This window comes from Pedobacter sp. UYEF25 (assembly GCF_054061655.1).
This window is the reverse complement of sequence record NZ_JBSSEL010000013.1, coordinates 93149-116338: the sequence shown is the minus strand read 5'-3', so window position 1 is coordinate 116338 and position 23190 is coordinate 93149. Positions and strand designations below refer to the sequence as shown.

23 protein-coding genes are annotated in these 23190 nt (G+C 37.4%); 10 read left to right on the top strand and 13 right to left on the bottom strand.

Annotated features, from left to right (window positions below; all coding sequences use genetic code 11):
* Positions 1-260 precede the first annotated feature (260 nt).
* The 6 genes from ACVWYG_RS13295 to ruvX all read right to left on the bottom strand — a co-directional run bounded on the left by ACVWYG_RS13295 (position 261) and on the right by ruvX (position 4108).
* Positions 261-593, bottom strand: a complete 333-nt coding sequence (locus tag ACVWYG_RS13295; RefSeq protein ID WP_457270719.1) for a hypothetical protein — start codon at positions 591-593, stop codon at positions 261-263.
* Complete coding sequence (locus ACVWYG_RS13290; RefSeq protein WP_457270718.1) at positions 590-1342, bottom strand: hypothetical protein; 753 nt, start codon at positions 1340-1342, stop codon at positions 590-592. Before ACVWYG_RS13290 ends, ACVWYG_RS13295 begins: the two co-directional genes overlap by 4 nt.
* A gap of 46 nt (positions 1343-1388) precedes the next feature.
* Positions 1389-2255, bottom strand: a complete 867-nt coding sequence (locus ACVWYG_RS13285; protein ID WP_457270717.1) for a glucosaminidase domain-containing protein — start codon at positions 2253-2255, stop codon at positions 1389-1391.
* A 66-nt stretch (positions 2256-2321) separates the two neighbouring features.
* Positions 2322-3014, bottom strand: coding sequence for a glucosaminidase domain-containing protein (locus ACVWYG_RS13280; protein WP_457270716.1), 693 nt, complete (start codon positions 3012-3014; stop codon positions 2322-2324).
* Between the two features lie 35 nt (positions 3015-3049).
* Complete coding sequence (locus tag ACVWYG_RS13275; RefSeq protein ID WP_457270715.1) at positions 3050-3685, bottom strand: O-methyltransferase; 636 nt, start codon at positions 3683-3685, stop codon at positions 3050-3052.
* Positions 3686-3694: 9 nt separating this feature from the next.
* Positions 3695-4108: a Holliday junction resolvase RuvX gene (ruvX, locus tag ACVWYG_RS13270; RefSeq protein WP_457270749.1), complete on the bottom strand. Its 414-nt coding sequence runs from the start codon at positions 4106-4108 to the stop codon at positions 3695-3697.
* 300 nt (positions 4109-4408) lie between these two features.
* On the opposite strand from ruvX, the gene ACVWYG_RS13265 reads away from it, so the two are divergent.
* The 3 genes from ACVWYG_RS13265 to ACVWYG_RS13255 are packed head-to-tail and all read left to right on the top strand — an operon-like array spanning position 4409 to position 5612.
* Positions 4409-5041: a redoxin domain-containing protein gene (locus tag ACVWYG_RS13265; RefSeq protein WP_457270714.1), complete on the top strand. Its 633-nt coding sequence runs from the start codon at positions 4409-4411 to the stop codon at positions 5039-5041.
* 14 nt (positions 5042-5055) lie between these two features.
* Positions 5056-5364, top strand: coding sequence for a thioredoxin family protein (locus ACVWYG_RS13260; protein WP_457270713.1), 309 nt, complete (start codon positions 5056-5058; stop codon positions 5362-5364).
* Positions 5364-5612: a DUF6952 family protein gene (locus tag ACVWYG_RS13255; RefSeq protein ID WP_457270712.1), complete on the top strand. Its 249-nt coding sequence runs from the start codon at positions 5364-5366 to the stop codon at positions 5610-5612. The genes ACVWYG_RS13260 and ACVWYG_RS13255 overlap by 1 nt, the downstream gene beginning before the upstream one ends.
* A gap of 106 nt (positions 5613-5718) precedes the next feature.
* Here ACVWYG_RS13255 and ACVWYG_RS13250 read toward each other — a convergent pair whose 3' ends face one another.
* The 5 genes from ACVWYG_RS13250 to ACVWYG_RS13230 form a co-directional block, all read right to left on the bottom strand.
* Positions 5719-8304, bottom strand: coding sequence for a phosphoenolpyruvate carboxylase (locus tag ACVWYG_RS13250; RefSeq protein ID WP_457270711.1), 2586 nt, complete (start codon positions 8302-8304; stop codon positions 5719-5721).
* 271 nt (positions 8305-8575) lie between these two features.
* On the bottom strand, positions 8576-10123 hold the full coding sequence (locus ACVWYG_RS13245; RefSeq protein ID WP_457270710.1) for a DHA2 family efflux MFS transporter permease subunit: 1548 nt from the start codon (positions 10121-10123) through the stop codon (positions 8576-8578).
* Between the two features lie 7 nt (positions 10124-10130).
* A complete protein-coding gene (locus ACVWYG_RS13240) occupies positions 10131-11165 on the bottom strand; it encodes an HlyD family secretion protein (RefSeq protein WP_457270709.1) in 1035 nt (344 codons plus the stop codon).
* A gap of 8 nt (positions 11166-11173) precedes the next feature.
* Positions 11174-12493, bottom strand: coding sequence for a TolC family protein (locus ACVWYG_RS13235; RefSeq protein WP_457270708.1), 1320 nt, complete (start codon positions 12491-12493; stop codon positions 11174-11176).
* Positions 12483-13118, bottom strand: coding sequence for a TetR/AcrR family transcriptional regulator (locus tag ACVWYG_RS13230; protein WP_457270707.1), 636 nt, complete (start codon positions 13116-13118; stop codon positions 12483-12485). The genes ACVWYG_RS13235 and ACVWYG_RS13230 overlap by 11 nt, the downstream gene beginning before the upstream one ends.
* Before the next feature lie 148 nt (positions 13119-13266).
* Here ACVWYG_RS13230 and ACVWYG_RS13225 point away from each other — a divergent pair, with 148 nt between their 5' ends.
* Positions 13267-13452 carry a hypothetical protein gene (locus tag ACVWYG_RS13225; protein ID WP_457270706.1) on the top strand — a complete coding sequence of 62 codons (186 nt, stop codon included), beginning with the start codon at positions 13267-13269 and terminating at the stop codon, positions 13450-13452.
* Between the two features lie 44 nt (positions 13453-13496).
* On the top strand, positions 13497-14069 hold the full coding sequence (locus ACVWYG_RS13220) for a DUF2911 domain-containing protein (RefSeq protein WP_457270705.1): 573 nt from the start codon (positions 13497-13499) through the stop codon (positions 14067-14069).
* Between the two features lie 116 nt (positions 14070-14185).
* Here ACVWYG_RS13220 and ACVWYG_RS13215 read toward each other — a convergent pair whose 3' ends face one another.
* On the bottom strand, positions 14186-14908 hold the full coding sequence (locus tag ACVWYG_RS13215; protein WP_457270704.1) for a class I SAM-dependent methyltransferase: 723 nt from the start codon (positions 14906-14908) through the stop codon (positions 14186-14188).
* Between the two features lie 92 nt (positions 14909-15000).
* Here ACVWYG_RS13215 and ACVWYG_RS13210 point away from each other — a divergent pair, with 92 nt between their 5' ends.
* From ACVWYG_RS13210 to ACVWYG_RS13190, 5 genes are all read left to right on the top strand, one after another.
* Positions 15001-15900 carry a LysR family transcriptional regulator gene (locus ACVWYG_RS13210; RefSeq protein WP_457270703.1) on the top strand — a complete coding sequence of 300 codons (900 nt, stop codon included), beginning with the start codon at positions 15001-15003 and terminating at the stop codon, positions 15898-15900.
* A gap of 262 nt (positions 15901-16162) precedes the next feature.
* Entirely contained in the window at positions 16163-16747 is a 585-nt protein-coding gene (locus ACVWYG_RS13205) for a helix-turn-helix transcriptional regulator (RefSeq protein ID WP_457270702.1), read from the top strand.
* A 5-nt stretch (positions 16748-16752) separates the two neighbouring features.
* Positions 16753-17478 (top strand): response regulator transcription factor, encoded by a 726-nt coding sequence (locus ACVWYG_RS13200; RefSeq protein WP_457270701.1) that lies wholly within the window; start codon positions 16753-16755, stop codon positions 17476-17478.
* A gap of 250 nt (positions 17479-17728) precedes the next feature.
* Positions 17729-18436: a 3'-5' exonuclease gene (locus ACVWYG_RS13195; protein WP_457270700.1), complete on the top strand. Its 708-nt coding sequence runs from the start codon at positions 17729-17731 to the stop codon at positions 18434-18436.
* Positions 18426-20330 carry a DUF294 nucleotidyltransferase-like domain-containing protein gene (locus tag ACVWYG_RS13190; RefSeq protein ID WP_457270699.1) on the top strand — a complete coding sequence of 635 codons (1905 nt, stop codon included), beginning with the start codon at positions 18426-18428 and terminating at the stop codon, positions 20328-20330. The genes ACVWYG_RS13195 and ACVWYG_RS13190 overlap by 11 nt, the downstream gene beginning before the upstream one ends.
* A 259-nt stretch (positions 20331-20589) precedes the next feature.
* On the opposite strand, the gene ACVWYG_RS13185 is transcribed toward ACVWYG_RS13190, so the two are convergent.
* Entirely contained in the window at positions 20590-23019 is a 2430-nt protein-coding gene (locus ACVWYG_RS13185; RefSeq protein WP_457270698.1) for a phosphocholine-specific phospholipase C, read from the bottom strand.
* Positions 23020-23190: the final 171 nt, after the last annotated feature.

Below are 23190 nucleotides of genomic sequence, written 5' to 3'. Positions count from 1 at the left end.
AAAAAATATGCTGGTTTTACGTTTGACTTTGATCCGAATCTACGCTACCATTGGCAAAAATGTTAAAGTTTCCTTTCTTAGAGGAGCTAGATAATATGGGCGCTTAAACACGCCTTTTGCTGTATCTTTGGGGCAAAAGACCCAAAAGTATGCGTCAGTCGTTAGCGCAGTTTTAGGCGCATAAAACCCGGCAAAGTTAACGTTCAAGCCATCCCTATATGTTGAATACCTAATTTTTATCAGTCAAAGATTTAAGTCAGCTAAAAATCCCATTTCATTTGCATCCACCCAAACCACTTTCTTTTGCTCAAATATGCCAGATCTCTTTCATTATGAAAAGCCTCTTTTTCAAAAATAATATTTTTGTAAGCTTCATAATGACCCTTATATTTTAACCTATTAATTAGATAATTACTCAAATACAACACGTAAAAAGGAAGGATAAACAATTCCAGTTGCTGACGCAAATGAATGTTTTCATGATTTATAAGAACTTTATTATTCTTATGCGCTTCCGATTTGAGCAAAATAAAAGGAAACAATGCCATACCAAAGGCAGGGAGTACTTTCACCACTAGAAATGGCGCTTTCATGGTTCTTTAGGGATTAAAGTTGGCAAAGTTGGCAGCCTTAATATGTTTGGATTGATGCGGTAACTTTTATAAGCATTTTTAATAAATAAATTAAAAGCATAACCATTCGCATCCAACACAAACTGATAAGTTGGTCTATATTGCAACATAAAATCATCACGCTCTGCACCTTTTATCCCCAATACCTGCGTTACCAAAGTCGGTGAGAATCGATAATCGATAACCTGTTCTCTATAATCTCTTTCTAAAACTTTCTGTAAGTAACGTGCATTTTTTCCTTGCCTACTTAATAGATTGTAAATGGCATCTATGCCCAAGCCTGCGCCTTGGCTACCGACGGTCAAAATGTCTTTACTACTGCCCCTTAAAATGGCGTAGCGATTATCATTTATAGTTTCTTCGTATCTTTGTTGCGGTGTTAACTTCTTTTGCTGAATTTGAACGTCTTTTAGCCTAATGCCAAACGACTTTAATTGAAAATAGGCCGCAACCTGTTCTCTAAATATTAACGTGTCGACGCGGTAACCGCTTAAGGCCGCAACCAGAGTATCGCCAGGCTTTGCATAGGTATTAAACTCTCCTTTTGTGTTGTTGTAGAGTCCATCGCCGGAGCGCATATTATAGATGTATACTTTGGCCAAACGTTGTTTGGTATCTTTATCTATAACAATTCCCTGCAAAGGTTTTAACTGCGCCAAGCAAGCTGTAGCAACTACTAAAAAGAAAACAGTGCACAAAAGAGGTTTCACAATATCAAAGTTACGCATAACAAATTTGGTCAAATATGCCTTAACATTATTTAACCTTAATTACTTGTCCTAACCTAATCGCGTTATCGGTCATGTTGTTTAAATTTTTCAGTTCCTCAACGGTAAGTTTAAAGCGTTTCGAAATGTTATAGAGTGTATCGCCCTTTAAAATAGTATATGTGCCATCGCTGCTGATTGTGCCTGTGCTCAGCGGAGGATTTTCTACAGGCGTAAACTTTTTATTTTCTTGAGGAATATTTGCGTTGATCTCTGTAAAAACTTTATCTTCTCTGGCTAATTTCTGAGTTTCAGTTTCCGATTGGTCATATTGAAAAAGCTGATATTTATCGATCACTCCGATAAGCATATCTGGATATTTTGGATTGGTGGCATACCCTGCAGTCTTTAACCCTTGTGCCCAACTTCGATAATCGTTTTTGTCTAGCTGAAAAAGGAAGCTATATCGTTTGCGTTTTAAGAACTCGGAATGGTCTCTAAACGATTCTCGAGCATCTTTATATACCCGAAAACAATCATTTTTTTCATCGTCGTCTCGATAATAGCTTTTTCCTCGCCAGTCTGATGTACATTTTATTCCGAAATGGTTGTTGGCATACTTCGCTAAATCACTGTTTCCGCTGCCCGATTCCAATATTCCCTGCGCCAAAGTAATGCTAGCTGGAATGCCCGCCGCATTCATCTCTTCAATAGCAACCCCCTTAAACTGATCTATATAACTAAGTGTGGTGAAGCGCTGATAATTGTTGTTATTGGCCTTATTGGCATTTTTCTCAATCTGTTTATTATTTTTAGTAAATTTTCTCGACGCGCAGGATGATAAAAGAAACAAAGTGCAGATTGAAAAATAAATTACAGATTTCATTTGGATGTTTAGTGGAAGCGTTTTAAGCATATTCTGCCAAATTTAGATTTTTTATTTTAGGTGCCTGTTGCTATTTTTAGCATTGTTGGCACCCATTTAGTACCTCAACCTTTTTCCAGGCTGTAATGATGCGTTTTTTAACTTGTTCTTCTTCATCAACACTTTTACAGTCGTTCCTTTTTTATCCGCAATAGCGCTAAGATTGTCGCCAATTTTTACAACATAGATTCTTTTTTTTACATGGCTGCTCGAAGCAGTTTTTTTAAAAATCGGCTCTATATAATCTTCGGGCCGCTCATCATATTGATAAAGCTGATATTTTTGGATGATTGCAATCACCTGGCTTGCCCAAATTCTGCTATGTGCATAACCTCCGTGTTGAATGCCGCGAGCCCAAGCCCGATAATTGTACTGATCGCAGGTATCAAACAGCGGTTTAAAAGCAGGCTTATTGTCTAAAAAATCAATAAAACCTTGATAAGATTCATCTACAGTATCATAGTCTCTATAACCCGACCTTATTTCAGTGTTGCTATTTGGGCCTTTTACACCAAAGTGATTGTTTAAATATTGGGCAATTCTACTATTTCCAGAAGCTGATTCATGAATGGCTACCGCCAAGATTACGCTAGCTGGAACTTTGTAAGTCCGCATTAAATTTTGCGCACAATCTAAATGCTCAGCGATGTAGCTTTCGGTAGAGCTTGCTTTGGCTTCACTTATGCTAAAAGCACATACAAAAACACAAATTGCAAAAATGAATAAGGTAAAATTATTTATTTTCTTCATACTTTATATTTTCTATTAGATGAATAAGTGTGCAACTACTTCTTCCTAATTACAAATAAGCCATCCCTTACCGGTAGGATTAGCTGCTCCACCCGATTGTCATCTCTTATTTTATCGTTAAATGCGTTGATGCTTTTCGTATCCTTATCGGGATTTTCTGCGAGGACTTTCCCACTCCAAAGGACATTATCAACAATAATAATTCCTCCACTGCGAACTCGATCAAAGACCATGTCGAAATAATTGCCATTGTTTTTTTTATCCGCATCTATAAAAACCAGGTCGAAAATTTCTTCTATTTGTTTTAATGATTCGGTCGCATCACCAAGAATGTAATTAATTTGCTTGTCGAATTTAGAACTTGCAAAATGCTTCCGCACCATATCCTCTAACTCTACATTTACGTCCAAGGTATAAATTATGCCTTCGGCAGATAAACCTTCTGCAAGGCAAAGCGTAGCATAGCCGGTAAAAGTACCTATTTCTAAAATTCGTGCCGGCGACAGCATTTTGCTCAGCATCGTTAAAACCCGTCCTTGATAATGCCCAGAGAGCATACGTGGCATCAAAACTTTTAAGTTCGTCTCTCTATCAATACTTTGCAGCAGTTCGCTTTCTGGTTCGCAGTAATTGTATATTAAATCTTGAAGCGCTGGGTTTATCAAATCCATATTTTACAGTTAACGCCTCTGTTCCATAAAATATTGTAAAATAATGGCTGCGGCAATGGTATCTATGCGTTCTTTGTTTTGCCTATCCATCTTTTTTAAGCCGCTCTGCATCACACTTTGTTTGGCCAATTTAGATGTAAAGCGTTCATCTACCCAATATTGCGGAATCGTAGGAAAGCTTTTCTTCAGCAAAGAGGCAAATCCTTTGGCATGTTGCTTAGAATTAGAATCGCTACCATCCATCTGTTTCGGATCACCGATAACAAAGGCTTCAACTGGCTCCGCTTCCATGTATTTCTTTATAAATGCGATGGCATCCTTAGGATGTTCGGTGGTTAGTCCAGTAGCTATTATTTGCAAGGGGTCGGTTACAGCTATACCGATACGCTTTGTTCCATAGTCGAATGCCATTATTCTAGCCATAAAATATAAAATAGCCTCAAAGATAGGGATTTTGGTTTTATCCAAAGCGGTTGAGCCAAAGGTGTTAACGCATCCGATATAACTTTTAACAGTCGCAGCGGTCTCATTACTAACACTTAAGGTTTCTATAATGGTATCGCCCATCGCGCTGTTTTGTAAGTCGTAAATACCATCGCCTATACAAAAAAATATGTATATAGTTTTTGTCTATATGTACATCTATATTAATGATGTTCATTTCCGCTAATATCATTGACTGGCACTTCCTTTAGGTGTATCTTTGTGCAAAATTTAAGAATTATGGCACTAGTAGGTAAAAAATTCCCAAGCGTTAGCATAGATGCAATGACAGAAATGGGAGACGATTTAAAAATAAACGTTTTAGAAGAAGCAATTGGTAAAAATAAAAAAGTTTTATTGTTCTGGTATCCGAAAGACTTCACTTTCGTTTGCCCTACAGAATTACACGCTTTCCAAGATTCATTAACTGAATTTAGCGACAGAAATACGACTGTTATTGGTGCCTCCTGCGACACCAATGAGGTTCATTTTGCGTGGTTGAATACTCCGAAAGATAATGGCGGAATAGAAGGAATAACTTATCCAATATTGGCCGATACACACAGACAGCTTGCTAATTTGTTAGATATCGTAGATCAAGAGGTAGCATATGATGAAGATGGAAGTGAGATTTACACAGGTTCAAACGTAACTTTCCGTGCTACTTATTTAATTGATGAAACAGGTAAAGTATTTCATGAAAGTGTAAATGATATGCCGCTTGGCAGAAACGTAAAAGAGTATTTGCGTTTAATTGATGCATATACGCACGTACAAAAACATGGCGAAGTTTGCCCAGCAAATTGGGAAGAAGGAAAACAGGCCATGAATGCAAATAGAGTAGGGGTAGCAGAATATTTCAGCGCCAACTAATAAAAAACAAGAATATGTTCTTAGAATTAACAGAAGATAATTTACAGCAGTATTTAACCGATAACAAAAAGGTTATGGTGCAGTACGCCGCATCTTGGTGTGGCAATTGTCGTATTATGAAGCCGAAGTTTAAGAAATTAGCTGCGGAAAATGATGACGTAGCTTTTCTAATCATAGACGCAGAAAAGCTTCCAAATTCGCGCAAATTTGCCAATGTAGATAATTTACCAACTTTTGCTGCTTTTGAAGGGGGTAGTTTGGTAGATCAGGTGCAAACCAATAAGCAAGAAGGTTTGGTAGAACTTTTTAACAAGATAAAGTAATGAAGATACCAGTAATAAAGCAACTATTTCAACATAACACACCAGAGAAGTTGACATCGACTCTGGAGGTTCTAGAGACTTTTTGCGAATTTCGTGGAGTAAATGAAACAGAAATTGATGTTGCAGGAGAAATGATTACAAATATCTGCGGTGCTTTAGAAGTGCATCAAATGGTTAAAGATGGTGTTTCTGAAAAAGATGCATTAAATTCTTTCGGGCAAAGGGTGATGGGTTCCATTGACCGATAAGTCTTCTTTAATACCTTAAAAAACCCATCAAATATTTTTGATGGGTTTTTTTTATAAGATTTCGGTTTTTAAATCGAACTCCTTTACCAATGGAGTCTAAGAAATGCTACGCCAAGTTTCTCCCTGCATTTACAATGCCAAAAACGGTTCTCACGGCAAGTTTTTCTATCGCAACTCTATCATCGGTTTCTTGCGCTGCTTGCAGTTTTTCCAACGCAAAATGTTGGATTAAGACGAGCGGGAGAATAATACGTTCGCGTGTTGCAATAGATTTCTTATCTAATGGATAATTTGCCATCAATGTGGCCTGCCCGGATAATTTTAAAAGCATTGCTTTAGTAAGTTCGAATTCATTGTGCAATTGCTTCCAAAACTCACCGAACACTTTGTCGCCTGCCAAATGGGCTGTAATCGCAAAATCTGATTTACTCATACTCATCATACAATTGTCTACGATGGTTTTTAAGTATTCGGATGCTTGATATACCTTCACCACTTTATCCCAATTACCTGCTTTTTCTTGCTTGTTCAGCGCAGTGCCCATTCCATAGAAACCAGGAACATTTTGTTTTAACATACTCCATGCAGTTACGAAGCTTATCGCACGCAAATCTTCCAATTTCATTTCGCCACCACCATTTCGCTTTACTGGCCGGCTGCTAATATTTGCTTGCGACAATAGTTTAAGAGGGGAGAGTTGGTCTAGATACTTCACAAATAAAGGATGTTCGCGCAAATCTACGAACGCCTTATAGCTCACCTCTGCCATTTCATCCAGCAGCGTTTTGTTTTCCGGGTCTAACAAAACATTGTGTTTTTCTTTTAGTCCGGAAGTAATACCTGCATTTATCAGTTGTTCTATATTAAATTCCGCACTTTCTATAGACCCATATTGTGAGCTTATGGTTTGGCCCTGCACGGTTAATTGCATATTGTTGTTCGCGATTTCTTTTCCCATTGATGCATAGAAACGATGTGTTTTACCTCCTCCGCGTGCTGGCGGTCCGCCACGTCCATCAAAAAATGCGAGTTTAATGTTATGTTTTGCGGAAATAGCCGTTAAAGAGGTTTTTCCATTAAAAATAGACCAGTTTGCCATTAAATATCCACCGTCTTTAGTACTGTCAGAGTAACCGAGCATAATGTCCTGTCGGTTGCCTCTCGACGCTAAATGAGCTTTGTAAAAAGGGTTTTTATAGAGAATATCCATGATATCAGCTGCGCCTTTTAAATCGTTCACGGTTTCAAAAAGCGGCACAAAATCGATGGTCAGTTCATCCTTATCCCACCCGTTCCATAAAAACAGTTCTACCAATTGTAAAATATCACTTGCTTGTTGGCAATTGCTTATTATAAATCTATGGCAAGCTTTCTCTCCATTGCGTTTTTGAATGCCCTTAATCTCCTTAATAACGTCAATCGTATCCTGGGTTAATGCGTCTGCATCCGTGACATAGTCTACCCCAGCTTCTTTGAAAGAAATAAGTTTCAACTTCTCGGCTTCAGACAATGCATCATAGTCGGCCGGGTAAAGTGAAGAAATAGGTTTGTTGGCTCTACAATAAGCATGTACTCTTCTAAGCACGCGGCTGTCTTGGCGAATGTCTAACGAAGCAAAATAACTACCGTATAAATCCACTTTCCTAATCATATCATTTACCAGATCTACAAATAACCCGTCGTGCTCGTTTAGTATGGTGTTTTTAATAAGGTTAAGATGAGACCTGAGTTCTTCAGAAATATCGGTCAACTCAAGGTTTTGATCAAACGCATTTTGATAAAGTACGTGCTGCAAGTGCGCGATGTTTTCTTCTACACCTCTAAAAGTAATCCGTTTTCTAAGATTTCTAAAATCTCTGTAATAGCACCTAAATAAAATCTGCCTTAACATTTTAGAAACCTCTATTGTGGTCTCAATATGAATGTTTGGATTTCCATCTCTATCTCCTCCCGGCCAGAAACCAAGCTGCAGAATTTTATTTGTTTCTAAACCATATTCATCTAAGTTTTGGTCTATCCCTTCTTGAATATTTGCTGCAGCAAAATAGAATGTATTTTCCAAAAACCAAGCTAAATTAAGTGCTTCATCAACTGGTGTTGGCGACTTTTTGTTAAAAAAAGGCGTTTTGCCAAGCTGTTGCAATAGCAAATTCATCGTGGTTAAATCATTAGCCTTGATGGCTGAGGTTAAATCGGTGATGATTCCGAGCACGCTGCCCGGATAAAATTGTGTTGGATGAGCGGTTAGTACCAACCGAAGCGAAAGTGCCTCCACTACCTTTTCTATTTTGCCCAACATCGGCTTATTATCGATATTTTTATTCAATAGAAAGGACAAGGTATTTTGTTCATCTGCGGTATTTAACTTTGAAAAAGACGCATCTTCAACCGCATCAAAAAGTACTACTTGCCGTTCGATGTATTGAATAAATCTAAACAATAGATCGATGATGTCTTTCTGATTTGAGTAACTTGTAAACTTTGAGAAAAATTCCTCTATAATCTGTGCAGGCTTTTGGCCATTTGCTACTCCTTCCTCGCAACTTTTAAAGAAAAGAGGTAATAAGGTTCCGGTGGCTTTTACCTTGTAAAACGGCAATGTTAAAAAAAGGCTGTTAAAAAGTTCAAATTTAGAAACTACCTCGTTGTTAAAAATAAATTCGCGGTGGGTAGTTAAACGGAGTTTTGGCATAGCTTATGGGATTCAAAATTGAGAGGTAATACTACAAAAAATGCTCAAGTAATTAAAATTTACCAGCTTATGATTTGGATTTTTGTAGAAAATAATTTAATTTTAGAATCTTATTTGGGTGTTGGGTACCCATCTAAGAACTTTTGCAATGTTTAAGGGCATTGCGATGATTGTTAATTTTTTGGGTTATAAACAGCCGATCTTTTAATTTAGATCGGCTGTTTTATTTTTACCTATTTTTTGGCCTATTTTCAACGTAAAAACGGCAAGTTTAATGAGAATCTGCTGCGATGGGCATATTTTTCTGAAACTTTTGAAAAAGAACCAGAGGTATTGCGAAAAGCATAATCAAACCAGTTATCCAATAGGCATCGTTAAAAGTTAATAGTAAGGCTTGTTTAGAAACCATTCCATCAATTGCCCGATAGGCCATAATCTTTGCATTAAATAAACTTTGGCCTTTAGCCATAAAGCCATTTACAATGGCATTAAACCTATCCATAAAAGCTGGATTATATTCATTTATATTGCTGAGCAGAGTACTTCTATGAAAACCCTGACGCAGGTGAATCATGGTGGTGAGTGAAGCAATGCCGAAAGATCCTCCCAACTGCCTCATCATATTGTTTAAGCCTGTACCTTGGCCAATTTCTGGACCCTTTAAATCTTGAACGGCTAACGTAGTTAATGGCACGAATAAAAGGGCCATACCTGCTCCACGAATAACTAAAGGCCAGAAAAAATCTCCGGTTCCTGAAGAAAGCGTAGAACCGCTTAACATCCAGCAAAACACAAAGAACAAAAGCATCCCTACACTCGCCATAATTTGCGCCGGCACTCCCCTTTTTAACATAATGCCAATAAATGGCATGCACATGATGGTTACCAAACCACCCGGTAAAAACAATTTACCAGTTTGCAAAGGGGTAAAGCCAAGTAAAGTTTGACAAAATACCGGGAAAATAAATACAGATCCATACAAACCAAAGCCTAAAAGAAACGAGGTCATCATCCCGATAGAAAAACTTCGGTACTTCATTATTTTGAAGTTAACAATAGGATGATCCGTTCGCATCTCTCGCCATATAAAGAATAGAAAACCAAAGAGTGCACAAACGCTGAGCACCACGATGTATGGTTCAGAAAACCAATCTTCACTTTCGCCTTTTTCCAGAACGGTTTGGAGGCTACCAACAAACAGCGCCAACAAAGCAATTCCCCACCAATCTATCGGTTTTCCTTTCGCATCTTTGGGCGTCTCCTTTATATAGGTGTACGCGAGATAGGCGGCCAAAATTCCTACGGGAATATTTACATAAAAAATCCATGGCCAAGAGCTTATTTCTAAAATATAGCCACCGATGGTTGGACCAACTGTCGGGCCAACAACAGCACCGAGACCAAATAAAGCAGTGGCAATACCAACGTCTTCACGAGGCCATGTTTCTAATAGAATGGCTTGTGCTGTTGATAATAAACCACCGCCCGCAAAGCCCTGAATGATTCGAAATACAATAAGTTCATCTAATCCGGTAGCATTGCCGCATAAAAAAGAAGCTATTGTAAAAATAATGATCGACGTTAAGAAATAATTTTTCCTGCCGAATTTGCTCCCCAACCAACCAGACATTGGTAGTATAATTACATTTGCGACACCATAACCTGTAGTTAGCCAAGCAACATTTTCTAGCGTGGCCCCCAAATTACCTTGAATATCAGGAAGTGCAACGTTTACAATCGTTGTGTCAATTAGCTCCAGCAAAGAAGCCGTAATTACCGTAATGGTAATGATCCACTTTTTAAAACCTACTTCGGGCATGATAATTTTATTTAGAAACTGATGCTTTAACGCTCATTCCCGGGCGTAATCTGGCCAACAGTTCTTTTGATGGATGAATTTCTATTTTGATGGGAACACGTTGCACCACTTTCACAAAGTTTCCAGTTGCATTATCTGGCGGTAACAGCGAGCCTTTAGCTCCGGTGACCGGCGCAAAGTTTAACACTTTTCCTTCTATCTTTTCGTTGGGGAAAGCATCTACCGTAATTTCCACTTTTAGTCCTTTTTTAATGTCTTCTAGCTGAGTCTCCTTAAAATTTGCCGTTACATATAAGCTGCCGTCATTTACAATAGAAAATAGCGGCTGTCCAGCTTGCACAAGTTGCCCTTTTTGAACGTTCTTTTTTGAAACAAGACCAGATACTGGCGCCTTTATATCGGTATATGAAAGTTGTAATTTCGCGAAATCAACATCGCTTTGACGTAAGCTAATTGCATTGTTGCTAACTGCCAATTGAGAACGCGTAGTACCAACTTGTTTAACCGCAGCGCGGTATTGGTCTTGCGCGGCGCGATAAGTTGCTTCTGCAGACTCTTTTGTTGCGTTTGCCTGATCAAAAGCTTGCTTCGTAATTGCGCCTTCTTTAACTAAATTGGCGTATCGAGTAAAGTCTTTTTGAGCTAAATTTAATTTAACTCTCGCCACATCAACATTGGCTTTTGCAGTTCCTATATTTGCAGCAGTGGCAGAAATCTGCGACTGTGAAACGCCAACTCCCGCATTAGCGCCCTGTTGCCCAGCCTGGGCTTGTTCTAGTTTGATTTTAAAATCCTGTTCATCTAATTTTACAAGCACCTGACCCGCTTTAACATGGGTATTTTCCTCAAAATTAATGTCCTTTACATATCCGCCTACGCGAGCAACAACCGGACTAATGTCTCCATCAATCTGGGCGTCATCTGTATCAATATGTTTGCTATAATAACTCCACTCGCTTATCCCAAATACAATTCCTATTATAACTAGAACCCCAATAATAATGGGTACAATCTTACTTTTCTTTTTTTGCTCCGTTTTCATCGTTTTATTTATTGGGTAATTTTTCCTGTTGATTTTAGTAATTTGTAATATGCAAGCCCGGCATTAGCCTTGGCTATTTCTAAATTAATCTTTGCTTGATAAAGCAATGTTTCTGCATCTATCCTATCTGTAACCGACGCAATGTTGTTTGTGTATTTGGCAGCAAGTAATTTATCATTTTCTGTTGCTTGCGCAATGGAAGTTTCCAACACATTTATTTTATCAACAGCTACTTTAAAATCTTGGTAATTGCCGTTAATTTCTCGTTTAACATTGTCTGATAAAATGTCTTTTTGCAAAATAATTTCTGTCTGTTGAATTTTTGCTTCACTAACTTTGTTCTTATTAGACCAAAGACTTGCTACATTCCAAGAGACAGAAGCGCCGACTGTAACCGGCAAAACGAATTGATTTGCACTTGGAATAAAACCTCCACTCGGATTGATATAATATAAATTTGCCCCAACACCCACAGTTGGCAGCATGTCTGCTTTAATGGTTTTCACATTATAATCTGCAACTTTATTGCGCAAATCCAATTGCTTAAGTTCTTGCCTGTTGGCAAATGCCATGTTGATGTAATCACTCAAATTGCTTGGATTTAGTGCGCCAGTTGTTGGCTCTTCGATTTTTACATCAGTGCTTTCGCCAAGACCTAGCAAAATATCCAGATTGTAATTCACAATTTTTCTGTTACTCTCTGCATCCATCCTAGTAAGATTGATGTTCGCTTGCTGCAACTTAAACCTCAAAACATCATTTTTGGTTACCAATCCTTGATCAAAAAATTGCTGTGCCTGCTTAATTTGTGCCGCAATAGAACTTAAATTCTGATCAATAACCTTCTCACTTTGAAGTATTTTAAATAGACTATAATACATGTCTATCACAGCAAAAGTTACTTCTTCTCTGCTCTTATCCGCATCTAATCTCGCTACATCTGCTAAGAGTTTTGTTGATTGTTCCGCAAACTTTAACTTTCCACCTGCGTACACCAACTCATTAACGGCCGCGGTTCCTACAAATGCGTCGGCTCTTTTTGGCAGATGAATGGTGCTAGAATTGCCACCTAAGCTCAACGTGTTGGTTGGTATCTCTGCGTGATTGTATAAAAAACTAGCGTTTGCGGAAGGCAAAACCCTATCTCTTACCACCTCCAGCCTTGCAATTGCCTGATCTATCTTATTTTGCGATAACTTTAAATTCTTGCTATTCGCAATGCCCAGAGCGATTGCTTGATTTAGATTTAATTCCTTAACATCTTGCGCTAGCAAGATAGAAGGCGCTAGTGCCAAAGTAAGCAACAGCCTTATTGTTTTAAATTTCATTGGTATTTGTTTTTAAGAAAGTTGTTAATAAATCTTCGAGGTGTTTTACCAAACGATCCCTAATTATTTTTCTGTCTTTCGGGTTATCAATATCGAAAGATGATGTGCTTAGCATTTTTGCAGGATAGCTAACCACATTAGTAACCGTGCCCATAATGGTCGCAATAACCATCCGAACATCTACTCTGTTAAAATCTCCATCTTCCATTCCACTTACCAAAATATGCTCTATAATCTGCATATTCTTTCTCAATGCTTCCTTTATCCGAATGTACATTTCCGGACGTTGCGAGAGCGATAACTCTCTATTCATCATTTTATGAAACGGCACATTAGATAAAATCCGATCGACTAAACTTTCTATTACCTTGTAAAGCTTATCCATTGGAGAGATTTCATCTTCGCTTATATTTTTTAGTATAACAGAAAACGTGGCAATCCGATCTGTCATAATATCCATAAATACGCCCTCTTTTGATCCAAAATAATAATTGATCATGGCCATATTTGCTCCCGCTTCCTTTGCTATCTGCCTAGTAGACGTTCCCTCGTAACCACCGCTACAAAAAAGCTTTTCTGCGGCAGTTAGTATTGCGGTTTTTTTATCCGTCTTTTCCAAAATCATTTTTTTCCTTTCTTTTAATATAGCACAAAATTAATCAATCGATTGATTGATTATGGCTTAATCTTGGAAAGATTACACTTTTTTGATAATTGTTTTCTAAGACAACAAATTAAAATAAATTGTACATTTGTCGACAAATAAGATGATCATGAGTGTAAAAGAGAATAGCGACAATAACTTTAACTGGGTTTACTACCTTTCTGGACTTATTTTTGGCACATTAACCGCCATAGTGATCGAGGGAAACTATCTTTTTGCCATTGTTGGCGGAATTTTAGGTCTTCTTTCTGCGGGATTATTTCTAAATGCCTTAGATAAGGGTCGTAAATATTAAATTGGCCTTGCAAAGAACTTCAAAGTTTCCAAACCCTTAAATTGGTGAAAAAGCTCCTTTCAATTATATTCTTTTTGGCTTATTTAACCGTTTCCGCACAGAATAAACCTGTTGAAACCCTTTCATTTCCACCGCCTGATGCGAGCCCGGCAGATATTCTTTACTATCCATTAAACGCAGCTAAAGCAAAAACGGATGGAGAGGACAAGCCATTTATTAAAATTATTTATTCTAGGCCACAATTAAAAGGACGCGTCATTTTTGGCGTATTAGAAGAATATGGAAAAGTATGGAGACTTGGCGCAAACGAGAATACGGAAATTACTTTTTTTGAAAAAGCAAGTATTAATGGGCAAAGAATTAGAACTGGTACTTACAGTCTTTTTGCGATTCCGGAAAAAGATAAGTGGACGATCATTTTGAACAAGCAAGTTAATAAATGGGGCGCATTTACTTATGATCAGACCAAAGACATTATCCGGGTTGAAGTGCCTGTAAATACATTGCCAAAATCATTAGAATATCTATCGTTAACCTTCGTTAAATCAGAAATTGGTGCAAATTTAGAAATTGCGTGGGGTAAAACCCAAGTTGAACTTCCGATCACCTTTCCATAAAAACTTCCATGTACCGCTAGGAGAACACGATATACTTTTAACGCCAACTTCTTGATCCTTTAATCTAATTGAGCAAACGGGGTTAATTCAATTAATCTTAAGACCAGCGCTCAAACTTACTTTATTCCCCCAAACGCAGCGAAATAAGAATTTTTATGCAGAATTTCTGTTGTAGTAAATCCAACTTGGTTTAGAAGGCCTAATTGATAATTCAAGGATCTTGGGGTATCTTCATACTCAATATAATCAAACACTTTCTGACTGTATTCTTTCCCGCCAATTGTTTCGAGATATGCGCCATACTTATTGCGAAAAAGGGAATCAATTAACTTAGAATCGTGAGCAACCAAGTCTGAAATCCACAGACTACCTCCCGGTTTTAAGGTTTGGTACACTTTATTAAACACCAATTCCCAATCTGCATCTGTCCGTAAATGATGAAAAGTGGCCGCTGCAAAAACAATGTCGTAATGATTATCAGGCAGATCTAATTTCCGCATATCGTCTTGAATAATTGTTGTCTCTCCGTGGGTATTAGCTGATACTCTCTCCCTTGCCCGTTCTAACATAGGTAAGCTTAAATCATTAAGCGTACAATTTAGATTTGGAATTTTATTGAGCATTTTCAGCGTATAATTACCCGCTCCACAACCAATATCCAACAAATTGCGCGCATTTGGATTAATGTACTTTGCCGCCTCGGTGCACAATTCCATAGTTAATGGCGCATCTATAGTTGTTTGTTGTCCTGTTTCTAAATTGGAGAAACGCTCAACATCAGTATCAAATCGGGCTCTAATTTCATCATTTGTAGCTTTTTGCATATCGTGTCTATTCATAAGCTTAAACTTTTTTATAAACCTAAGTCTTTTTATCATATTTGTAAAATATCAATATTATCATCTAACAATACCTCTAAAGTATCGCTATAATGGAACTTCGACATTTATTATATTTCAAGACAGTAGCGAATGAACTTAATTTTACCAAAGCAGCGACTAAACTTCATATTTCCCAACCGCCCTTGAGTAGGCAAATCAAAGAGCTTGAGCAAGAGTTGGGCGTTCAACTATTTATTAGAAACAATAAGCGAGTACTATTAACTGATGCGGGAAAATACTTTAAAAGAGAAGTTGAGGCAATATTTGATAAGTTAGAAGAAACTAAAAGTGATATTCGCAAAATTCAAGAAGGTATCAGCGGAGAATTAAAGATTGGCTACATTAGTTCTGTTTATCAATCCAATTTGGCTGAGGTTTTGAAGGCGATGCACAAAGAATTTCCTTATAGAAAGACTAGCCTTTTTGAAGTCCCAACGATGCTGCAGGTGAAGGATCTCGAACTAGGAAAATTGGATATCGGGATTTTGAGAGCTCCAATAATGTCTGATAAACTCATGGTCAAGACGCTTTATTTCGACCCGTTTGTAGTTGTCATTCCAAATTCAGACCAAGTCTTCCAACATAGACAAGAGCTAGCTGATTTTTTAAAAAACCGCCCTTTCATTTTTTTTAATAAAGATTTTGCGCCACATTACAATCAAAAGCTAATGGAAATCTGCCAAAGAATGGGTTTTGTTCCAGATATTACTCATGAGGCAAATAACGTACATTCTATATTGCAGCTCGTAGAAACGAATCTCGGCGTATCTATATTGCCATTGACCTTAAAAAAACAATATGAAAAGATGAATCTGTCATTTATCGAATTAAATCATATCCCAATACATACAGAGGTAGTTTTAGCCTATAAACAAAACAATAGCAATCCGGTCCTAAATTGGTTTATCGACCGCTATGTGCAGGTACTAGCCAAAAACTCTAAAGATTGATTCCTCTCTGCCACGATATCTAAAATATCCAACTGCATTTAATCTTTATCCTTATTAAACTACGGATTATTTAATAATCTTATAAAAATTGACTGCTCGATTTTGAACATAATCTATACACAAACATGCAGGATCAAAACTTTATTCATATATTTAGTATCCCATAGAAAATTTCTTTCAAAAAGTATATTCACAATTATTAAGAATAAGGCTAGCCCTTAGTTGAATTAACAACTCACAATGTGATAAAAAAACACTTTGTATGCAGCTCTCAAACTCTCTTTTTACAGATCAGCTAAAAGTTTATCAACTTGATAAGGACGAAGCTTTAACTATTGGTAACTTTACCATCGACAGCCAGTTATTTGCTCGTTCTGCGCCTGGCGACCACGTTTTGTCTGTCAATAAAATAGCTACTTATCTTAAAGACAAATCAACCGAAACAGTCTACAGTTTTTTTTGTAAAACAGATGCCGAAGTTGGGAACTGGCGACTTTGCTGCTGTCGGCTAGGTGAATCTAAAGATATGCAGAAAAAAGAACTCATAGTTTTTACTTACGATCTTGATCTGCTTGATGAAATAAAAAAAAGACTATTTGCAGTGCTTGAACAAGATGTTTTCTTTAAAGAAAACTTTCATAAAGCTGCGAACCTTACAAAAAAGGAAAAAGAAATTACCCTACTTTTGGCAAAAGGGATGAATAGCAGGAAGATAGCCGATTTCTCTTTTACGTCCGTGAATACCGTTAATACACACCGCCAACACATCAAGAAAAAATTAGGTATAAAGAACTTGGCGGCTTTGCAGCAATTTGCCGAAGTATTTGATTTTGCTTCAGAAAACTAGGTTATATGAAAGTTAACCTCACTCAAGAAGAAATACAAGATACCAATAGCAGACAAATCTATACGCTGGAAAGCAAAATAAGTAATGGAGACTTCTGTATTGAGGAAATAGGAGATTACGTGCCGGGGAATGTATTGGTAACAAATCTTAAGAATCTTTCCACAGAATATATGAATAGCAGTGGTTGCAACATTTTAAAGCATAGTACAGAAGAACTTGCTGCACTAGGTCCAGAATATTTTCAGCGTTTTTTTTTTCCTGAGGAGATGAATGTATTTGTACCTACGTATTTACAAATGCATCGGGAACAAAATCTTACAAAAATCTACAACTTTGCACATCGTGTAAAAAATCTACAAGATGCCTCTTACAAATGGTACCTTGCTTCGGCCAAGTTGATGTATTCGCAGGGAGATGAAATGGCGGATAAAATGCTTTTGATAGTAAATGAGGTAAATAGCGCCGGCCGAATCGCAAGACAAATAAACAACGTTTTAGAAGAAACAGGTTGGATGAAAAATTATTTCAAACAATTCTGCTTGCTTACTAAAAGAGAAAAAGAAATTATAATCTTGGTAGTAAGTGGAAACAGCAGTGTTGTTATTGCAGACGCCCTACAAATTACGAAGCTAACTGTTAGTACGCACCGCAGAAATATTAGCGACAAACTAAAGCTGAAAACATTCTCCGAACTTTACCGCTTTGCCACAGCCTTTGGTTTAATTCCTTAAAATTAATGACCAATAGGTATTTTTTCAAGTTTTAAAAGCTTGTAATTTTATTTTATTTGCAATAAATGTCAATCAATTCCTTACAAGAGAAGGAGGGTGAAAGAAATTATCTTAATAAAATATCTTGTAGATTTTTCTCGAATGTTTTAGACTAAGTTCACATAATAATATGATTTTTCGAAAAAAGCATTACTAATCCATGAAAATCGAAACAGGTCAAAATTTCCATCCAAACCGTTAACTTGCATCGGTGAAAGATTTTTTTCTATTCGTTGATACAGAAACCTCTGGTTTGCCTAAAAACTGGCATGCACCCTATGATTCTAAAAGTTGGCCGTACGTGCTTCAAATTGCATGGATTGTTTGCAAAGCCGATGGTATCGAAATTAAAAAAGAAAACCATTACATCAAAAATAACAATTGTAAAATTCAAAAATCGGCTCAGAAAATACACGGAATTACCTATGAATTCTTGCAAGAGAAAGGTGAAGACAGCACAAGCGTGATGAATAAATTCGCAGCCGATCTTAAACAATATGATCCGCTACTAGTCGGTCACTTTATCGAACTTGATATCCACATGATCAATGCCACTTTCTTTAGGCTTTCGATGAATAATCCAATTATCCAACTCCCACGGTTTTGCACAATGAAAGCTAGTGCAAAGTATGTGCGTAATCCGTATTTCAACCATTTAAAATTAGGGCAGTTTTATAAAACCTTATTTAACGTAGCCGCAGAAAATCTACACAATGCATTAAACGATGTAAAATATACTAGAGAGATTCTTTTCACACTCGAAGCGCGCGGAGAGGTGACAGATCAGATTATTAGAGACCAATTCTTGGATGGCAAACAAAGCGATGCCGATGCCAAAAAGAAAGTACTTTGGTGGCCTTTTATCGTGCTGGGCATTGCTCTTATACTTCTTGTAATATCCATTTATTATGAACGATAGATTAGCATTTCTAAAAACCGTTTTACCATTTAATATGCTGCCTGATGATGTATTGCTGAGCATCATAACAATCCTGCAAGAAGTCAATTACGAAAAGGATACATTAATTTATCAGCAGGAACAAAGTAAAATGAAAGGGATTGATATTATTCTAACTGGCGAATATGAATCTTTCTTTTACGACAGCACCGATGCAAAGCGCGCTGTGGAACTTCACCACGGCGGTTATTGTTACGGTGGAATTTCCATTTTACTAAACAGAAAACGTTCGCTTAAAACTGCCGTCGCAAAAAAAGGCACCAAAATACTGTTTCTCCCAAGAAAAGAATTTAGACAACTCTGTTCGGCCTACGCACCATTTTTTCAACACTTTACCACTCTTTTCGGCATAAAAATGTTGAATGAGGATTTCGCCCATTTCTATAAAAAACATACTACTTTCGAAGAGAGTTATATCGCTTCAGAACAACTTTACAGTCGGAAGATAGAAGGTGTAAATTATAAAGACATCGTAAGTAGTAGCATTCACCAACCCATTTATGAGGCCGCAACCCAAATGGCAAAAAACAAAGTGAGCTGCTTGTTTATTACGGATGATAAAAATAAAATTGTTGGTTTTGTAACCGACATTACCTTACGGGATAGGGTAATTGCCATGCGACGGAATGGGGAAGATCCAATAAGCTCGGTAATGGACGAAAACATTATATCGATATCAAAAAATGCTTTGGTTTACGAGGCTGTTTTAATGATGTTCAGAACAAAAATTCGGTATTTATTGGTAGAAGATGAAGGAAACTTTATTGGCTTTCTAAGTCGGAACCGATTGCTAAGTGAACAGGCTCAGTCGCCACTGGTTTTTATCCAATCCGTTAAACTGGCATCAAACACCAAGGAACTGAAATCTAAATGGGAAAAAGTGCCACAAATTGTTGCTCAGTTGATTGGCCGTGGCGTACACGCAGAAATTATAAATGAAGTTGTTACCGTTATTGCTGATACGATTTCTTTAAAAGTAATTGAGGAAGTAATTGAGGAAATAGGTGATGCACCGGCCAAATTCGTTTATATCGTTTTGGGTAGCGAAGGGCGAAAAGAGCTAACGCTGAAAACAGATCAAGACAACGCCATTATTTATGAGGACAAAGCAAATGAACATCGAGAAGAAGTAAGGGCTTATTTCTTAAAATTCGCTTCTTTGGTATCTGATAAACTCAACAACATCGGCTTTGTGTATTGCAGCGGCGGCTTTATGGCCTCTAATCCCGAATGGACACACTCGCTTTCGCATTGGAAGAAAAACTATAAAAGTTGGATTGATGATGCACTTCCAGAATCTGCGATTAAGTTCTCAACCATGTTCGATTGTCGAGCAATCTACGGTGAAATAGCTATTATAGACGAGCTTAGGATTTTTGTAGATGAAGAATTGCAAAAGCCAAACGAAAGATTCTTTTTATACCTCGCAAAAAATGCACTACAATATGAACCGCCATTAACGTTCTTTAAAAACATAAAAACTTACAAAGTAGAAGAGAAAGAGGTATTCGACATCAAAAAAGCGATGACGCCTATCGTAGATTTAGTTCGTGTATATGCCCTCCAAAATCGAATTTTTAAGAAGGAAAATACCGGCGAACGCTTAAAAGCGCTACGCGACTTAGAGGTTTTTAACGAAAGCCAGTTTAATGAGTTGATGCAATCTTATTATTATTTGATGGGCTTACGTTTAAAGAATCAGACAAAGCAAATTATTAACGACAACAGAGCACCTCAAAATTCGATAGAATTAAATTCTTTAACAAAAATTGAAAAGGCAACATTGAAAGAAATTTTCAAGACGATTGAGAATTTCCAATTGGGGATTAAGTTCAAGTTTACAGGAAGTTTGTAGAAGTCCCAATAAATTTGCTCAATAGAGAATTACAGCCATAAAGGTGATTAAAAATTTTGCGTTGTTGCAATGATAAGAAAGACGATTGAAAAATAAACAAACTCGAACAAGTCCACCGCAGGTAAAAGTCACCTCCTAATCAACGAGCGTAAAATTCCCTTTTTTTACTTTCGAATCAAAAACGACGATAAAACTTACCAGTGAAAAAATTGGACAGCTTTAAATCAAAAATATTATAGCACCAGAATAGAAACTTCTCTTAAACAATCACTTTTTCAGTTACTTCCCCACCCATATATGGATCTGTAGTTGTTCCCTTTTCTGTTTCGATCTTTCCCGCATAACGGTGCTCAAAATTTGAAGAATCAGTAACTACACTTATGTCGTACCAGTTGGCGCTACTAGAAAAACTGATTGCTTGTTTTAATTGTTCCATGGCATTGATCGTTATTAAATTTTCTAGCCGATTGTATTTATTATCAATTAATTTAATTTTAATTTGCTCTGAAGAGGAGTTTTCGAAAGTAAAAACTAATTTTCCCGTCGCTTTCCTGCTGATCAAGCCGCCCATTTCTGAGCTTGCTTTGATAGAAAGTTTGGAAGTCTCGTTATCTCCCTTAAAATGTCTATAAAATCCATTTGGGCCATGTACGGCTAAATCATATTGACCGTTTTCGAAATCAGATAAAGGTAGATTGTCTCTTAGAATATCTCCAGCCTTAACGCCGTAGGCATTTACTTTTCCACTAATCCCCTTAAACTTGTTTAAAAATACCATATTAAATGGCGCTCCGTTGTTTTCAACCGCAGCTCCAAAAGCGGTTTTTTCTGCCGCAAAGGAAAGTTGGAGTTTTCCATCAACTATCTTCGCGTCTGCCGCCAATTGATAAGGCAACGCACAAGCAGGCTTAGTGCCTTTCTCCTGTTTTGGCATTTGTTCGGTATTGTTAGCAGAAAAACTTTCGAACGCATTCACCTTTTCGATAGTTTTTTCGGTTAATGCAGAAGGTGCCATTTGCTCGGGCTTACGCTTAGCGTCATTAATGTTTTTGACAACTTTATCCCGCTGTAAAAAATTTGGAAGCGAAACATTATTTTCCTCAGATGTTCTAAAAGTCGAACTTAAATCTCCGCACATTACTCTACGCCAGTCGCTAATATTATTGCTCCTGATGGTTTTCCCAGTTTTATTTTTTAGCCACTTCTCTAAAAACATTAGAGACGAAGTATGATCAAAAACTTGGGAGTTCACGAAGCCTCCCTTGCTCCAAGGCGAAGCAACAATCATAGGAACGCGATAACCAAGTCCAATCGGGCTACCTTTTTCATCCTCGAAGTCTGTCGCGTAATTTATTCCTTCAGAAACCTTTCCCGTTTCTTTATTCTTTGGATCAGGTACCACAAATGGTGGTTGATGGTCGAAATAACCGTCATTTTCATCATAAGTATGCACAAAGATGGTTTTTTTCCAAACCTCCGGGTTTTTCGTTAAAATATTTAACGCCTCACTCACGTACCAAGTGCCATAGAGTGGCGAGCTTGTATGGTCAGAAAATCGCTGCGGTGCAACCAACCAAGAAACTGCAGGTAGTTTTCCGCTGTCTACATCTTTCCGAAACTCATGAAAAATATCTCCCTTTGGTAAATTAACAGTTTCCTTTTCCCCTTTGTCGTTTGTGTAACTGATAGATTCGACCTCTAAATAATCCTTTTCGTCTTTATTTGTGGTAAACGCTTTATCTATTAAGTTCTTTTCTTTTTGAGAGAGCGCATTGTATTTCGAAGTCACTTCTGCTGCGCTTAACGGTGGGTTTGATAGGTGATCTCCATTCGCACGGAAAAAAGAGGAAAGCTTTACGTTATGCCGCGAAACATATTCTAATGGATTATCTCCGTAGTTTCCGCACCAATCGTCTGTCTCATCGTCCTTGTACTTCGCGCTCCAAACTTCGTTCTGGTACACGCGCCAATCAATTCCGTTATCCTCTAATGTTTCTTGAAAAGTTGGCCAATCTACGTAGACATTGTCTCTGCTTTCTGCTTGACTATTGCTTACTGCAGCGGTTTTGTTTGTGCTATTTTCGCCTCTAATGGTTCCAGTAAAAAAGAATAGCCGGTTAGGTGTGGTTCCAGTAAGCGAAGAACAGAAATTTTGATCGCAAATAGTAAATGCGTCCGCCAAATCGTAGTAAAATGGAATATCGGCTCTATCAAAATGAGCCAATGCCATTTTAGACTTTATTGGCACCCACCTATCGTATTTGCCATCATTTCTAGCCGCTACTTGGTCATTCCAAGAATGCGGTAAACCGCCTTGCCAAGTAATTTTTGTTTTATTTATATCTACATGAAATGGAAGATAAGTAAACCCTTCTCCGTCTTTTTGCAACCAAACCTTATTTCCATCTGGTTGAATGTGCGGATGGGGATCATTAAAACCTCTAACACCTCTTAATTTACCAAACATATGGTCGAACGACCGATTTTCCTGCATCAAGAAAACAACATGTTCTGCATCCATAAAAGTAGTTCCTGGCGCAGCACTAATCCCAGCAGCTTTTGCAATCGCGTCTGGCAATACGTTAGTTAACCCTACAGTTCCTGCCAAAAGTGCCGTTTTCTTTAAAAAATCTCTTCGATTGTTGGTATGCATATGTGGTAGATTATTTCTTAAACTAATTAAAGGCATTCTTTCAACTAGTTATTTCAAATCTAACCATTTGAACCTTGCTTGTAAAATTTTGATCTTAAAAACTTTTTTGTTAACATCTTTATAACTTAGATTTTACAGAAATTCATTTTATCTATCTCCATCTTTACAGAATCTTAATGTGCAAGCATTTATTGGCGTATCAATTGC

Bases quoted from the DNA above. Each gene is read 5' to 3' on its own strand.
- ACVWYG_RS13225 (WP_457270706.1), top strand. From the start codon at position 13,267: ATGAGTGTAAAAGAGAATAGCGACAATAACTTTAACTGGGTTTACTAC.
- ACVWYG_RS13215 (WP_457270704.1), bottom strand. From the start codon at position 14,908: ATGAATAGACACGATATGCAAAAAGCTACAAATGATGAAATTAGAGCC.
- ACVWYG_RS13210 (WP_457270703.1), top strand. From the start codon at position 15,001: ATGGAACTTCGACATTTATTATATTTCAAGACAGTAGCGAATGAACTT.
- ACVWYG_RS13230 (WP_457270707.1), bottom strand. From the start codon at position 13,118: ATGATTTTGGAAAAGACGGATAAAAAAACCGCAATACTAACTGCCGCA.
- ACVWYG_RS13205 (WP_457270702.1), top strand. From the start codon at position 16,163: ATGCAGCTCTCAAACTCTCTTTTTACAGATCAGCTAAAAGTTTATCAA.
- ACVWYG_RS13295 (WP_457270719.1), bottom strand. From the start codon at position 593: ATGAAAGCGCCATTTCTAGTGGTGAAAGTACTCCCTGCCTTTGGTATG.
- ruvX (WP_457270749.1), bottom strand. From the start codon at position 4,108: ATGGCTAGAATAATGGCATTCGACTATGGAACAAAGCGTATCGGTATA.
- ACVWYG_RS13265 (WP_457270714.1), top strand. From the start codon at position 4,409: ATGGCACTAGTAGGTAAAAAATTCCCAAGCGTTAGCATAGATGCAATG.
- ACVWYG_RS13240 (WP_457270709.1), bottom strand. From the start codon at position 11,165: ATGAAAACGGAGCAAAAAAAGAAAAGTAAGATTGTACCCATTATTATT.
- ACVWYG_RS13190 (WP_457270699.1), top strand. From the start codon at position 18,426: ATGAACGATAGATTAGCATTTCTAAAAACCGTTTTACCATTTAATATG.
- ACVWYG_RS13235 (WP_457270708.1), bottom strand. From the start codon at position 12,493: ATGAAATTTAAAACAATAAGGCTGTTGCTTACTTTGGCACTAGCGCCT.
- ACVWYG_RS13200 (WP_457270701.1), top strand. From the start codon at position 16,753: ATGAAAGTTAACCTCACTCAAGAAGAAATACAAGATACCAATAGCAGA.
- ACVWYG_RS13250 (WP_457270711.1), bottom strand. From the start codon at position 8,304: ATGCCAAAACTCCGTTTAACTACCCACCGCGAATTTATTTTTAACAAC.
- ACVWYG_RS13185 (WP_457270698.1), bottom strand. From the start codon at position 23,019: ATGCCTTTAATTAGTTTAAGAAATAATCTACCACATATGCATACCAAC.
- ACVWYG_RS13280 (WP_457270716.1), bottom strand. From the start codon at position 3,014: ATGAAGAAAATAAATAATTTTACCTTATTCATTTTTGCAATTTGTGTT.
- ACVWYG_RS13245 (WP_457270710.1), bottom strand. From the start codon at position 10,123: ATGCCCGAAGTAGGTTTTAAAAAGTGGATCATTACCATTACGGTAATT.
- ACVWYG_RS13255 (WP_457270712.1), top strand. From the start codon at position 5,364: ATGAAGATACCAGTAATAAAGCAACTATTTCAACATAACACACCAGAG.
- ACVWYG_RS13275 (WP_457270715.1), bottom strand. From the start codon at position 3,685: ATGGATTTGATAAACCCAGCGCTTCAAGATTTAATATACAATTACTGC.
- ACVWYG_RS13285 (WP_457270717.1), bottom strand. From the start codon at position 2,255: ATGCTTAAAACGCTTCCACTAAACATCCAAATGAAATCTGTAATTTAT.
- ACVWYG_RS13260 (WP_457270713.1), top strand. From the start codon at position 5,056: ATGTTCTTAGAATTAACAGAAGATAATTTACAGCAGTATTTAACCGAT.